11 protein-coding genes and 1 tRNA gene are annotated in these 14,632 nt (G+C 40.4%); 4 read left to right on the forward strand and 8 right to left on the reverse strand.

Annotated features, from left to right (window positions below):
- Nucleotides 1-6: 6 nt before the first annotated feature.
- The 3 genes from MKO06_RS02645 to MKO06_RS02655 all read left to right on the forward strand — a co-directional run bounded on the left by MKO06_RS02645 (nucleotide 7) and on the right by MKO06_RS02655 (nucleotide 2,804).
- Nucleotides 7-1,713, forward strand: a complete 1,707-nt coding sequence (locus tag MKO06_RS02645; protein WP_241550790.1) for a DUF885 domain-containing protein — start codon at nucleotides 7-9, stop codon at nucleotides 1,711-1,713.
- 63 nt (nucleotides 1,714-1,776) lie between these two features.
- Nucleotides 1,777-2,352 (forward strand): PhnA domain-containing protein, encoded by a 576-nt coding sequence (locus MKO06_RS02650; RefSeq protein WP_241550791.1) that lies wholly within the window; start codon nucleotides 1,777-1,779, stop codon nucleotides 2,350-2,352.
- Nucleotides 2,353-2,585: 233 nt separating this feature from the next.
- A complete protein-coding gene (locus MKO06_RS02655; protein WP_241550792.1) occupies nucleotides 2,586-2,804 on the forward strand; it encodes a VF530 family protein in 219 nt (72 codons plus the stop codon).
- Between the two features lie 508 nt (nucleotides 2,805-3,312).
- Here MKO06_RS02655 and MKO06_RS02660 read toward each other — a convergent pair.
- Nucleotides 3,313-5,376, reverse strand: coding sequence for a dipeptidyl peptidase 3 (locus tag MKO06_RS02660; RefSeq protein WP_241550793.1), 2,064 nt, complete (start codon nucleotides 5,374-5,376; stop codon nucleotides 3,313-3,315).
- 314 nt (nucleotides 5,377-5,690) lie between these two features.
- Nucleotides 5,691-7,079 (reverse strand): dipeptidase, encoded by a 1,389-nt coding sequence (locus MKO06_RS02665; protein WP_241550794.1) that lies wholly within the window; start codon nucleotides 7,077-7,079, stop codon nucleotides 5,691-5,693.
- A gap of 287 nt (nucleotides 7,080-7,366) precedes the next feature.
- On the opposite strand from MKO06_RS02665, the gene MKO06_RS02670 reads away from it, so the two are divergent.
- A tRNA-Leu gene (locus MKO06_RS02670) sits at nucleotides 7,367-7,448 on the forward strand.
- Between the two features lie 129 nt (nucleotides 7,449-7,577).
- Here the strand turns inward: MKO06_RS02670 and MKO06_RS02675 are convergent.
- The 6 genes from MKO06_RS02675 to MKO06_RS02700 all read right to left on the reverse strand — a co-directional run bounded on the left by MKO06_RS02675 (nucleotide 7,578) and on the right by MKO06_RS02700 (nucleotide 14,538).
- Nucleotides 7,578-7,766, reverse strand: coding sequence for a hypothetical protein (locus MKO06_RS02675; RefSeq protein WP_241550795.1), 189 nt, complete (start codon nucleotides 7,764-7,766; stop codon nucleotides 7,578-7,580).
- A 92-nt stretch (nucleotides 7,767-7,858) separates the two neighbouring features.
- On the reverse strand, nucleotides 7,859-8,335 hold the full coding sequence (locus MKO06_RS02680) for a lipocalin family protein (RefSeq protein WP_241550796.1): 477 nt from the start codon (nucleotides 8,333-8,335) through the stop codon (nucleotides 7,859-7,861).
- A gap of 107 nt (nucleotides 8,336-8,442) precedes the next feature.
- Complete coding sequence (locus tag MKO06_RS02685) at nucleotides 8,443-8,682, reverse strand: hypothetical protein (RefSeq protein ID WP_241550797.1); 240 nt, start codon at nucleotides 8,680-8,682, stop codon at nucleotides 8,443-8,445.
- Between the two features lie 329 nt (nucleotides 8,683-9,011).
- Nucleotides 9,012-9,320: an SAM-dependent methyltransferase gene (locus MKO06_RS02690; RefSeq protein ID WP_241550798.1), complete on the reverse strand. Its 309-nt coding sequence runs from the start codon at nucleotides 9,318-9,320 to the stop codon at nucleotides 9,012-9,014.
- 9 nt (nucleotides 9,321-9,329) lie between these two features.
- Nucleotides 9,330-12,326: a hypothetical protein gene (locus MKO06_RS02695; protein ID WP_241550799.1), complete on the reverse strand. Its 2,997-nt coding sequence runs from the start codon at nucleotides 12,324-12,326 to the stop codon at nucleotides 9,330-9,332.
- Between the two features lies 1 nt (nucleotide 12,327).
- Nucleotides 12,328-14,538, reverse strand: coding sequence for a hypothetical protein (locus MKO06_RS02700; protein ID WP_241550800.1), 2,211 nt, complete (start codon nucleotides 14,536-14,538; stop codon nucleotides 12,328-12,330).
- Between the last annotated feature and the right edge of the window lie 94 nt (nucleotides 14,539-14,632).

The following is a 14,632-nucleotide window of genomic DNA, read 5'->3' on the forward strand; positions in this document are numbered from 1 at the left end:
AAGGCCATGCGTTCTATACTTTATCCAATCTTTTTCCTGTTACTGGGCTATACCGGATTTTCTCAAAATGCGTCTGCACAACTGGACAGCATCATTAAAAAATACGAAGACTACCGTGCTTACGATCGGTCGGAGCATCCGCTGGGTCTTTATAAAAAAGAGGTTTACAAAAAGTCTGCTGAATTTTCAGAAGAACTTCTCGCCGAACTCGACGGAATAAAAACTTCTGAACTTTCAGAATCTGAAAAAATATCTGCCGCCCTCCTGGAATACGATCTTCGGCATACCGTGAAATCCTATGAATTCAAGAGTTATTTGAATCCCTTGCTTTCTGATGCCGGCTTTCACCTGAGCTTGAATTACCATATTCGGGATCTCAACACCTATTCACAGGTCAAAAATTACCTGAACAAACTGAATGCTATTCCCGCTTATGTAGACCAGCATTTCGTTTTGTTGAGGGAAGGCTTAGAAACAGGGATCACTCAGCCTCTGGTGATCTTCGAAGGTTACGAGAATACCTATGACAGTCAGATCGTGGATAATTACCAGGATAGTTATTTTTATGCTCCGTTCGAAAATCTGCCGTCTTCCCTCTCCGAAAAGCAAAAAGATTCCGTTCAAAAAGCAGCTCAACTGGCAATTGAGAATAATGTGATTCCCCAGTTCAAGCGAATCAAAACATTTTTCGAAACCGAATATTTTCCTGGAACCAGGAAAGCTCTTGGAGCTTCCGACCTTCCAAATGGCAACGAATATTACGATTACCTGCTGGAATATTACACGACTATGGACATGAGTGCCGAGGAAGTTCACCAGCTTGGACTTTCTGAAGTGGAGCGAATCAATTCCGAAATGAAAAAGGTGATGGCCGAAACCGGATTCGAAGGTAGCTTTTCTGAATTCTTCGAATTCCTGAGAACCGATGAGCAATTCTATGCTAAAACTCCTGAAGAATTACTGATGATCGCCCGGGATATCGCCAAACGTATTGACGCCAAACTTCCGGCCTATTTCACTAAACTTCCCAGAAGACCGTATGGAGTTGCCGAAGTTCCGGCTGCCATTGCACCCAAATATACCACCGGCCGCTACGTAGGTCCGTCCAACGAAACCGATCCCGGATATTACTGGGTAAATACGTATGACCTTCCCAGCAGGCCCACCTATGTTTTGCCTTCGCTTACCGCCCACGAAGCGGTGCCTGGACATCATTTGCAGGGCTCCCTGAACAGGGAATTAGGCGACAGCATTCCACGCTTCCGCAGGAATTATTATATCTCGGCATTTGGAGAAGGCTGGGGACTTTATTCCGAATTCCTGGCAGATGAAATGGGCATTTACCGCACCCCTTATGAGGTCTTCGGAAAACTCACCTACGAGCAGTGGCGTGCATGCCGACTCGTGGTTGACACGGGAATTCACGCCAAAGGCTGGACCCGCGATCAGGCCGTTGATTTTATGAAAAACAATACCGCATTATCCATTCACGAGATCAATACAGAAGTAGATCGCTACATTTCCTGGCCGGGACAGGCTGTTTCGTATAAGATAGGTGAACTAAAGATCAGGGAACTTCGAAAAAAGGCCGAAGAAGCTTTGGGTGCCGATTTCGATATCAGGAAATTCCATGAGGTTATCCTGGAAGAAGGGGTAGTTACCCTGCCGATCCTGGAGAAAAGAGTGATGGACTATATTACTAACCCCAGCTAGTTATTTCAGAAATCAGCCTCCATTCGCTATTCTTTAGATTACCTTTGCATAAAATTTGGCAAGATGACTATAGAAGAAAGCCTAAGGAGCCGAAGTGACTCCACCTGCGAATTGTGCAGTAAGACTGATGATCTGAACGTTTTCGAAATTCCGGATTCTCCGGAATCGGGACTCGAAAGCCATATCCTTATTTGCGATACCTGCAAGGAACAGATCGAAGACCCTGAAAAGGTGGATCCCAATCACTGGCGTTGTCTGAACGACAGTATGTGGAGCAGCATCCCCGCAGTGCAGGTCATGTCCTGGAGAATGCTGAATCGATTAAAAGCCGAAGGCTGGCCAAACGATCTTCTGGATATGATGTATATGGATGACGAGGTAAAGCAATGGGCTAAAGCAGGCATCCAGAAAAAAACAGAAAATTCGATTGTTCATAAAGACAGTAACGGGGCAGTGATTGAAGCCGGCGATACCGTGGTTCTTATAAAGGACCTTAATGTCAAGGGTTCCAGTCTAACAGCCAAGCGAGGAACGGCAGTGCGTCGAGTTTCACTGGTACACGATAATCCGGAACAGATAGAAGGAAAGGTGGAAGGTCAGCAGATCGTGATCCTGACCAAATTTGTAAAAAAAGCATAGTATCAATTGACAATGGATAATTGACAATTGATAATGAGATTTCTTAAGCTTCTCCTGGGAATGACACCTAAATTGACTTTGATGCAGAATTTCGGCAAGCTGCCTCGAATTGTCGGGCTAGTTTCAGCTTCTTCATCTTAAAATCCTGATATTTTTAGAGTGACGTTTAGTGTATTAATAGTCATTTCGAAGGAATGAAATGACTGAGAAATCTCTTCCAATCTATAAGAATTATGGAATCTCAACCGAACAATCCCCTACACGGAATAAAACTTGGCCAAATCGTAGAGCAGCTGCATGCTCATTATGGATGGGATGGTCTCGCCGACAGGATAGACATCAATTGTTTTAAAAATGATCCATCGGTAAAATCCAGCCTTAAATTCTTAAGAAGAACTCCCTGGGCCAGGGAAAAGGTGGAAAGACTATATCTCAAAACTGATTTTAAATAATTGCTCGATCAATTTAAAAAGGTCACTGCGAGGGAAGAATAACCGAAGCAGTCTCATAAACAAAAAACCGTGAATTTTATAGAGATTCCTTCGGCGATGCCTCGGAATGACTTTCTAAGTCATGTGGTCATTTCAAAGGAATCCCGAGGGGATCGGGATGACTGAGAAATCTGTTTTAAAAAAGATTTCTCTCTTCGTTCGAAATGACCAATATTAGGAAATAGAGGATTATTAGCTTTTCTTCAAAATCACAAAATTCAATTTTATGAGAGGTTGGGACGGATTTTCGGATTTGTTTTGGCTTCTCCAGTTAAACACCTGAACAGTACCAGGTCTCGGAAAATGGTAATCTTGAACAAAACCCAGTCATTTCGAAGAAGCGAAGCGACTGAGAAATCTCATCTAAACAGATTTCTCCCTTTGGTCGAAATGACCAAGCTAAATCTCGTTCAGGAATAAAAAAAGCCCCTGCAGATGCAGAGGCTTTGATAATTCAATTTAGAAGAAATTACATTTCAGCAGCTGCTTCAGCCGCTGCTTTCTTCTCAGTTAAAAAACTATAATTCTTTCCATAGTCCATCATCTGGCCTTCGAAAGACTCCGGCTGGGTCACTTTGATCGAAATGATCTCACCGTTCTCATCCATTTCAGGAACCAGCACAGGATTTACGAATCCGCTGTAAGGAGCCGATTTGAACTTCTCATTTCTCTCAAGTACTTCCTTATGCAATTCCTGGTCTACCTTTACCCCGTAATTCTCTACAAGATTCTTAGCTGCTTCGTAATCACCTTCAGACTTGATCCTTTGAGTTTCCTTCAGTAATTCACCAAAAAGCTCTCTCAACTTCTGGTAATCTTTGATATCGTAGTAAGTCTTTCCATCTTTCTGAACCTTTTCGATCACTCCTTCTTCCTTACCTTTTTCGAATACCCATGCGCTCACCCACTGGCGGTTTCTCATATGCGCCTCTTCGATATCTGCTCCCTGCTCGATTCGCACCAACTGCGTCATCAACCCGTTACGGATATAATCATTATAAGCAGCTTTACCAAGTTTTTCGGCATCATCAGTAAGGCCCAGTTCTTCCAGTTTTGGATCCATCAGGTAATAAAGACCAACCAGGTCTGCACGACCTTCTTCCAAAGTAGAAGCGTAACTTTTCAGGGTTTCCTTGGTTGTTCCAACACCTTCATTCAACTGTCCGGATGCGTGCCCAACAACCTCGTGAAGCGCGGTATGCAATTTATCGGCTTCCTTACCATATTCTTCAGAAAGAGCGATCTCTTCCTCGTCATGAGCAAATTCTTTCAGTTTATCTGAACCACCTGCATTGTCATAGGCATTGATAATATTCCCCAGGGAAACCGATTTACTTCCGTGAGCCTTTCTGATCCAGCTCGAATTCGGAAGATTTACCCCGATTGGTGTACTTGGAGAAGCATCTCCAGCCTCACCGGCTACGATCACAGTCTTGTAAGTAACTCCCACAACCGAATCTTTCTTATGCTCATCCATAATAGGCGAATTATCCTCGAACCACTGAACGTCTTTTTCCAGAACGCTCATTTTTTCAGACATATCGAAATCCTTGATCTGAACGATGGTTTCGTAAGAGCCGGTATAGCCCATAGGATCGTTATACACTTCGATAAAAGAGTTGATGTAATCGATATTTCCTTCGGTAGCTTCTACCCATGCCACGTTATAATCATCCCAGGTTTGCAGATCACCGGTTTTATAATATTCGATAAGAAGCCCCAAAGCATTTGCCTGCTTCTCATTTTCAGCAACAGCTTTCGCCTTTTCCAGCCAGCTAATGATCTCGTCAATAGCTTCACCATAAAGTCCGCCGCTTTTGTAAATCTTTTCAACCAGCTGGCCATTTTCCTTTACCAGTTTGGTGTTGATCCCGAAAGCAAGAGGTTTATTTGGATTCGGAGATTTTTTAGCGGCATAAAATTTAGTCACCTCATCTGCAGTGATCCCCTCTCCATAAAAGTTAACAGCTGAACCTTCAACCAGACCTTTAGACTCGTCCAGGTTCACTTTTTTCATATCCTTATCGTTGAAGATCACTTCAAAAGGCTCACCGGATAATTCAGTTCCGGTAGCATCCAGAAGACTGTTCAGGTATTCCTTATTGAAACCTGGCTTCAGCTTATCATTTGAATAATGATGATGAATGCCGTTCGAGAACCAAACTCTTTTAAGATATGTTTCAAAAGCCTTCCAGTCATCTGAAGACTTATCGCCTTCATAATTGGCATAAATATTCTGAAGCGCCTCACGGATCTCCAGGTTATGCTTGTAATTCTGATCCCAGATGATATCTCTTCCGGCAAGGCCTGCCTGGGTAAGATAATAAACCAGTTTTTGCTCCTTCAGGCTCAGGTTTTCCCATCCCGGGATCTGGTAACGAAGGATCTTAAGATCTGCAAACTCGTCAACTTTGTACTCGAATTCCTGGGCTGAAGAATCAGCCTGGGCAACTTCCTTGTTTTCCGCGTTGTCGTTGCAGGAAAAGAAGGTCATTGCAGATGCCAGTAAGACACCACTAAATATTTTCTTCATGTATGTTAAAAATTTGAAGCCAAAAATAAGAAAACAGGGAATCATTTCTGAATAAAATTGATTCCCTGTGGATTATGTAATTTCTGAGTCATTTGATGAAGCGAAGCGACCGAGAAATCTAAAGGTTTGCCTCTTAGCTTTCGACTTAACCTGTACTGAGCGAAGTCGAAGCACTCGAGACGACATCAACTTAAACTGTTATATTCCGTCAAGCTGAACTTGTTTCAGCTTCTCACTTATACTCACTAACCTCTCGACTGAGCCTGTGCTGAGCGTAGTCGAAGGGCTCGAGGTGACATTTAATGAAGACGAATCTATTTACTCATCTCGGTAAAATACTTGTAGAACCAAGGAATGGTTTCGATGCCTTTCAGGTAATTCCAAACTCCGAAATTTTCGTTCGGGGAATGTATCGCATCGGTATCGAGTCCGAAGCCCATCAAAATGATCTTGCTGTCCAGTTCTTTTTCAAAAAGAGAAACGATCGGGATACTGCCCCCGCTTCTTTGAGGAATTGGTGTTTTTCCGAAGGTTTCTTCATATGCCTTACTGGCCGCCTGGTAACCAATTGTATCGATTGGAGTTACATATGGGAATCCACCATGATGCGGTTTTACCTTAACCCGCACCGCTTTTGGTGCAATGCTTTCAAAATGCTTTTTAAACAGCTCGGTGATCTCTTTCCAGTCCTGGTCTGGCACCAGCCTCATCGAGATCTTCGCATAGGCCTTTGAAGGCAATACTGTTTTCGCGCCTTCGCCTATATAACCACCCCACATTCCGTTCACATCCAGGGTTGGCCTGATGGAGCCACGTTCTAGCGTGGAGTATCCTTTTTCTCCATACACATCATCGATATCCAGCTTCTCCTTATATTCTTCCAGGTCGAAAGGCGCTTCGGCCATTTTCTTTCTTTCTTCGTCGGAAAGGTTTTCAACTTTATCATAAAAACCGGGAATGGTGATATGATTATTTTCATCGGTAAGAGAAGCGATCATCTTGCTTAGCACGTTCAGTGGATTGGCTACAGCTCCGCCATACAGGCCTGAATGAAGGTCACGATTGGCCCCGATAACCTCAACTTCGATATAAGACAATCCTCGAAGTCCGGTAGTGATCGAGGGCACATCCTTGGCGATCATCCCGGTATCAGAGATAAGGATCACGTCATTATGGAGTCGGTCTTTATATTCCTTAATGAACCATTCCAGGTGTTCGCTTCCAACTTCTTCCTCTCCTTCGATCATGAACTTGACATTGCAGGGAAGCTCATTATTTCTGGTCATGTATTCCAGCGCCTTCACATGCATATACATCTGGCCTTTATCATCACAGGCACCGCGGGCGAAAATGGCGCCTTCGGGATGAATTTTGGTTTCTTTGATCACCGGTTCAAAGGGCGGAGAATCCCAAAGGTCCAGTGGATCTGGCGGCTGTACATCGTAATGCCCGTAAACCAGCACGGTTGGCAGGTCTTTTCCGATGATCTTTTCAGCAAAAACCACTGGATGACCGGGCGTCTCGATCACTTCTGCGGTATCGCAACCCGCATCCAGCAACCGGTCTTTTACCGCATTTGCCGTTTTAACCATATCATCTTTATAGACTGGATCGGCACTGATGGAAGGAAGTTTCAGCAGGTCCTTTAACTCGTCCAGGAACCTATCCTTATTTTCTTCAATATATTTCTCTATACTTTGCATACGGCTGTTTTTCGAATTTCCGTAAAGTTAAGAAGTAGAATTGTTTTTCCTGAATGATCGGGCCAAAGAGCCATAAAAGAAATCTGGAATTTTTTCTGAAAAAAGTTTTTCACCCTAATTTTCTGATGCACCGACATTTAAAATTCAGCTCAAAAAAAAAGTCCGATTTTTTCCAATATTTTTTCTGAAGGCTATTTGATATTTAAAACTTATAATTATATTTGCACCCGCTTAGTTAATTAAGCAGGGGATCACAACGAGTCCTAAGTGTTGTGAAACTTTAAAATGCGGGCGTGGTGGAATTGGTAGACACGCTAGACTTAGGATCTAGTGCCGCGAGGTGTGAAGGTTCGAGTCCTTTCGCCCGCACAGTAAAAGAAGCCTAATAGACACGTAATAAGTCTGTTAGGCTTTTTTAATTAGTATAAAAGACAACATTTAGACAACTAGTAATTGAAAAGTATTTTTTTTGCTATTGATTAGATAGAATTAGTTATTCTAATCACATGCTTCCGCATTGCGCCTTTCGTAAAATTCCCTCGCTTCTTTCTTTTGCTGTTCAGTAGCATCCGGACTGTTCAAAACCTGTTCGTAGTTCCTTCTATTCGCTTCCAGCTGTTCAGCGCAATCATCTTCACTGCATGCAATTAAAAAACATGCGAAAACCAAAATTATTATTTTCCTCATTTTTCGAAATTTCTTGTTTTATGAATTAACACAATACTAAATATTCAATTTCTATGTTTTCTCCCTACACAGAAAAGATTTGATTTAGGCTTTTAATTCTTTTTAAATTCGTTGTACCAATAATTTAACTCCGTTTCTTGGTCATAATCGCTATTATAAATTATTCTCATGGTATTTGAATCCGGAAAGGATATTTCATCTGGAGAGGTCGTATAAGTGGTAGTTTCTCCATTTTGGTCTGTGAATGTTTCAATAAAAATATAAGTCCCGGATGATACTTTTTCCCAGGACTGAAAAATAAATTCATATTTACATTGGCCTTGATCATTATAATATTCTTCTGTAGTTAACTCCCCATTTGCTTTTATAGTTATTCTGGTTTTACCGGCACATTCTCCAATAGTTTCCATTATTGGATCTCCATTTACCGGAAATTGCGCGAAGGTTACCGGTCTCCAGGTACCTATTATAGGTTCTTCCGGATCTATTTCTGGGCTATCTTCTGTTGAGCAGGACCAAAAGAGAAATATAATTAGTGATAGAGAAAGAATATATTTCATTGTTTTCATATTGAAAATTTGAACAGTAAATAAGTTACGAAACTTTTTAATCGCCTAACGTCCCGAAATAAAAAAAGGGGAAAAATCCCCTTTCGCTACTTTAATTCAATTTTGCCTTAATTCCATTGCTCCGGTCGGAATCTAAAATTTGGGATTGGTACAATTTCGTTGCTGTTTATAATCTGTTGATAACCTGAAATATGGATCCCCTCTTTTTGTTTATTTCTGGACCTGCTTAGCTGGATTAGTTCCGATTTTAATTCAAATAACTTATTCTCATATTCTTCTGGTGAATATTGGTCTTTTCTCTTTTTCAAGTTATTCAGTTTGTCCATGATGAATGTACTTACTTCCATAATCTAAATTTTAGTTGAGTTAAAAATTCATATCTAATATAAGCACTTATTCTGTATAAAACAATATATTTTTACATTATAAGTACTTATTTTGTAAGTTTACAGTATGAATGAACGGATTAATAAATTATATAGCTGCACTCTTAATAACCGGGTTCAAGTAATAGATACTAATTTCAACGGTTTTTGTAAGCAATTTAAAAATATAGAACCAGAGGCGCATTCGTGCCGCTGGTTCATGAATAAATTTAAGTTAGAAAGTGAATTTCAATATCGAATTGAAGACAGGGTTTATTGCTTTCAAAGGTTGAAATAACCTGCCTTAACTTCTAATTCAAAATTTCACCGATCCTTTTTTGCTCCTTTTCTCGTTTTTCATTAAAACTAAGTACGATCTTTTTTAAATTCCTAGATCTTCTTGAATCTTCAGTCATTAAGTTGATGAAACAACTTATAATATCACTTTTGAGAGTTTCATCCATTTCAGCATATTTTAATCTATTGCTAAGATCTCCCAGGCTCTCAATTGCTTTTATTTCCGGCAATTGAATTCTAATATGCTCCAGTAAATCAGAATGAAGTTGATCAAAATCATTCGCTAATTCATTATACGCGCTAATTACTTTTTTTTGTTCCATGGTTTAATTTTAAAGATTGAAGTACATTTCCTTTTTTACTGCATTTATGAATTCCTGGTAATTGAAATCTGAACTACTTGGCCGGCTTCCTTCTACAGATTTCACCCCGTCAAACCCTTTTTTAATACCATTATCGATAGTGGAAAGTAAAGCCCTATTGAATTCTTTATTGATTTCTTCCTCGGTTGCCATAAGATTATGATTCATAAGGGAAGCCATAATAGTTGCATCCATCACATCTTTATAGCCTTTGTTATCCAGGAAAGCATCGAAGTTCTTATGAACCTTGGCACCTCGTTTCATATAAACTTTCTGGTTTCTTTCTTCTGGAGAATATAGGCTTCCGTCCGGCTGTTCTAGCACTTCTCGGTAATTGTGGCTTGGAAAATCGTTTATCATGGCCCAACCCTCATAGGTACCTGATAAGTGACCTTCTTTGAACTGTGGTATCGGCTGTGCTAATACAGTCGCTATTTGCAGGGCTCCTAAAGCGGCTATAATAGGTACCAATGGAATTCCGAAAATAACACCTCCTTGGGCTAATGTTTTGGAAATTGCAACCGCAGTATTAATGGCAATTTCCGCTACTGCTGCCGCCTTATCGATACGAGCCTGTTTTTCCTTTTCTTTGGCGAGTTTTTTTCTTAATTCATCCTCCTTTTCCTTCTGTTCTTTTCGGGCCTCTTCTTTTTGTTGTGCGGTAGATTCTTCATTATTGATTATGGAATTATACATTTCATTATTGGCGTCCATTTCGGCTTGAATTTGTTCAATTCGTCTAGCAGAAAATGCCGCAAATAAATCTGAAATCCCTCCAAGTAAATCTTGTACCGTTCTTAATTGCTCAATTTCCTCTTCAGAAAATAGACCGCCCTCTTTTCCGGTTTTTCCGGGTAAATTAACATTGTTAAGTTCCTCTCTTAATTCTGCAATTTTTCGATACACCTCAGCCTTTTCCTCTTCGGTTTGAGCGACAACAAGCAGTTCTTTTTCGGCCTGGTCAATCTGTGCGGATAGTTGCCGGCGTAATGATTCTTTGCGAATTCGTTCTATTTCAGAATCTATTTGCTCCCTGGTGGCTCCCTTAGCAATCATGGCTGAGGTAACTGCATTTATTTCATGTTGAAGAGCTAATTCATTAGCCTGCTGAACCTTTTTAAACTGATCCAGCTGGTATTTGAAGTTTGTTTCAAGGATCTTCTTTTCAGTCTCGCTATACTCTTTAATTAGATCTTCTGAATTTGCAGTAAATTCTTCTTTAGCCTCCAGTATTTTATTATTTCGATCTTTCGCATTAGCAATAGCCCAATCTCTTTCAAGGATCGCTAGTTTTTGCTGATTTTCATAAACTGTGTTATTAGCCTCCAGTCTTTTAGACAATTCTTCTTTCTCATTCTCGGTTATGGCCTTGTTTACTTCAATTGCCCTTTCCAATCTGGATTTTTGAAGGTTATAGAAGTCTTCGGCCGAATAATCCTTTGCATTTGGTTTTTTAGATCCTCCTGAACCGTCTTCGCCTCCCATTGCATCAAAAAGATTTGGCACGTTTCTCAGAATGTTATTTAGGTTTTTCACATAGGCTTTATAGTCCTCTTCAGATTCTAATAGAGCCGCCTTTTTCTGACGGGTTAATGTTTCAACCAAATTCGCTTCTTGCTTGGGCAATTGTTGGTCATAATAATTATTAGGATTGATTCCCTTCTCTTCAGTTTGCCGCGCTTTCTCTAATCTAGTGGCAAATTCCTCTTCTATTTTAACCTGATCTTCAAAAAGTTTTTGAGCCTCCTTAGTAATTAACTGCTCCGCTGCCTGAATCTTTGCTTTATTTTCAAGGGCTGTAGTGATCCGGTTAATTGAATCTGCTATTTCATTACTTTTTGAATTCTCGGTGGTAAGATTTTTAAGATATTCTGGATATTCCTTTTGAAGTAGTTTAACCGCATCATTTCTTTTTTCTCTTTCTACAGTTTCATCCCCGGCAATATCTATTAAGGCATTTAACTTTACAATTTCTAACTGCATGGAAGATCTGGTTTCCGCTAAGGCCCTATTGAAGTCTCTATTTACATCCGTTGCCTTTCCCATAGAAGTTGCCCAATCGATAATATCTTCTCCATAAATGGTAAGTAGGGTAATACCAAATGACATGGCCGTTTGCCAACTTAAAATCGCTGCTCCTACTTGGCTTAAAACAGATTTTGTTGCTTTTCCTTCCTCAGCAAGGGCCTTATTGGCGGCCTTTACCTTGCCTATTTCATCGAATAGAATTGGCAAGTTGTTCGATATCGCTAAAAATCCTGTTTGCATGGAATAGGCAAAGGCCGGACCCTCCCTAGTAATTTGGGCCATACTCATTGCCAATCCGTCAAAGCCTTTTTTGTAGTTTCCTACCTGCCTATGGTAATTCCCGGAACGTTTTTCAACGGTCATTAAAGCATCCCCGTATTTATCCATTCTGGATTCCAAAACGGTCATTCTGCGGATCTCTTCTTCACTGGCCTTGCCGGTTAATTGCTTTTTAAGGGCGAGTTCGTAGTATTCATTAGCGGTTTCCTTCAACTTAAGTGAAACCCGGCCATATAAAGTAGCGGTTTGCCGGTTTACCCGGTTATTGGCGTTGGCCTGATCTCGGGTTCGCTGTATTTCCTTTCCGAGTTCAGATTCGGATTCCTTAACCCGGTCTTTGGCTAATTGCAGTTTCCTTTCGGCCTTTTCTTCCCATTCTAACGTTTTTAGGTATGATTTTTTTTGAGAAGTATATTTTTTTTCGGCAGTTTCAATTTTACCAATCAATTCACTTTGTTTCTGCAAATACTTATTTCTTTCTTCATAGAAATTATTTACATCAGATGGTAACTTTATATCCTTATAGTTCAACTTAAAACCGGCTTGACCAGTTTCGATTAATTTAAGGACGTTCATTTGTAAATCTACTACATCATCGCGTAGCTGTTTAACCTGCTCATAGGCTTTCTTATCAATTATAGTATCAATTGTCTGGCTCATCTTATGCGGATTTTAAAAGTTTAAATTTCATATTGTTTTGTTTGATCTTCACTGAGAATAGATAACCTCTCTCTCTTTTCCCTCGCTCATTTACAAACTGGAATTGTCCGTACCATTTAGGTACCTCTTCACCGTCTATCATGGTATTGCCCTGGATCTTGTTTAAAAGTTCCTGGGAGAATGGATAATCGAATTCAATCCAGTCGTAAGCATGAATTGGTTTTTTCAGGTCTTTGATCTGCACATCGCCGCGTTCATAAACCGGGTCTTTGTCTGGATATTTGGTAGTAAGCTGAACATTCCCTTCGGTATTGGCGTAAACCATGTACCGGTCTGGATATTTTACCGTGGCCGAATTAAACCAGATCGCATGTTCATTTCGATTATTGGCCGGGCTCATGGTTAGGTTAAAAGCAGAATCCGGATCATAAATGCCCGTTGGGGCCTGCTCGAAATTATCCTGCCAGTGGCGAAGATCGTACAGGTCATATCTACCTCGGACTTCCCCGGTTTTTTTTCCGTGGATCATAAACACGTCCTTATCGTAGCTGGTATCCTCTTCCGGGAAGTCAACGGCTTGTTTCCTTCTACAGTCTTCTATTGCGTAACCATCTGATCTTGAAGGGCTCGTTACATCGTATTTATTTTCTGAAACTGAAAGAGGCAGTACATAATTCGTTTTTATATTCGGCTCATCCAGTCCTAATGGCCGCTCGTAATTTCCGCCCTTTTGATATCCAGTTTGAACATGCGAAAAAATAAATTCTCTAGCAGTAAACCGTTTAATATTTGAGGGCTGGTTTAGTTCTACAGTAACATACGGCTGAAAGAAATACTCTCTTCTTTCATATACTAAGAATTGCTTGGCTCCCTGGGTAACGATCCCATAGGCCATAGGCTGAAGCGCATTAATTGAATTGTGGAAATCTTCCCAACTGAGGGTTAAAGTGCGCTCTTCATTTTCTCTATCTTCGCTACTGACTTCATCCATATTTCTAAGCCAGAATCCTACGGTAAAGAGAAGATCTTTCCATTTGTCCTCTGATAAGGTTTTGCTTTTAAATGCTGGTTTCCCGGTAAGAATTTCTGATAATCTTTCTCCTGTATTTTTAGCCGTGACAACTTTAGTTGTGGTTGGTCTGAAATAAGAATCTTCGGCCCAGTCTATTTTTACATCTACATCGGAAAATGCCAGGGTATAATAAGAATCATTGCTAATGTTTAAACCTCCCCTAAAATCCCCGGCCATATAGATGCCAAAAGCCAAACTTTCGCCCTCCTTAATCTCAGTTCCATTTTCAACGCTGAAAATCTTCTCAAAGTTTTCTATTTGGATAGACTGGCCTACTAAATCAAAAAGGTTGTTATAAGTTCCTAATTCATCCCTTTCAATCCTGTTGAGGTTTTCATCATAACGGTCCAGAACAATTTTAATGTACTCATTTCGCGTCCGGTATGGCACGAATTCAGTTAATTTAAAATCTATACTCGCTGTCATTTTGATACGGCCCCGGTCGCGGTCTGCCGTAGCGAAAAACATATTTTGAGTGCTTTTTTCCCACCGCTGATCAAAACCTAAAGTTTCGTGAGCAATTTGAATATTTAAAGGGTCATTATTGGTAATGACTGTTACCGGAAATGGCCTGAAACTTTCTCTAAACTCATAATCATTTGGCCGCCATATTCCACTGTGAGCCGTGAAATTATCGGTAGTAGATAGTTTACTTAAAAGGAAAAGTCTTCTACCCTGTTTTAAATCGAGTATATCGGGGTGCAATTGGGAAATTGGCCGGTTGTAAATATCCGTTTTTCGATCTATCTCAAATTTCTCCTTTTGTTGATTAGAAAGTACTTCCCGGAATCCGCCTTCAACATAACTACAAGAAAAGATATTATTCTCTATTCGTCTATCCAGCAAATCCAAATATCCGGTATAGATCAATTGCCAATCATCCGTTATAGTGTGCTTTGACAATTTTGTAAGTTTTATTTTGGCTTCTGGTCCGTATGATTGATATACGGCCTCCAGTTTATCCATTATAGGCCCGGGAAATTTTAAATTGTTCGCTATGGTCCCGAACATTCCAAAAGTTAGTTTTGCCCGGCCTATTTCAATTTCGGTATCATTCGAATTCATCGGGTCTTGATCTAAATACCAAGGCTCTGGAGAATCCGGAAATTCCAAAATATATTGATTTCGGTTATCGTTCATTTGATTGATGTTTTTTTGATGTAAACAGGCCCAAAAATCACCTATTTTGTCACCTATTTTAAACAACCCCTGTATTTACTGATGATTGCAAATA

This window comes from Christiangramia oceanisediminis (assembly GCF_022570735.2).
GTDB classification, from domain to species: Bacteria; Bacteroidota; Bacteroidia; order Flavobacteriales; family Flavobacteriaceae; genus Christiangramia; species Christiangramia oceanisediminis.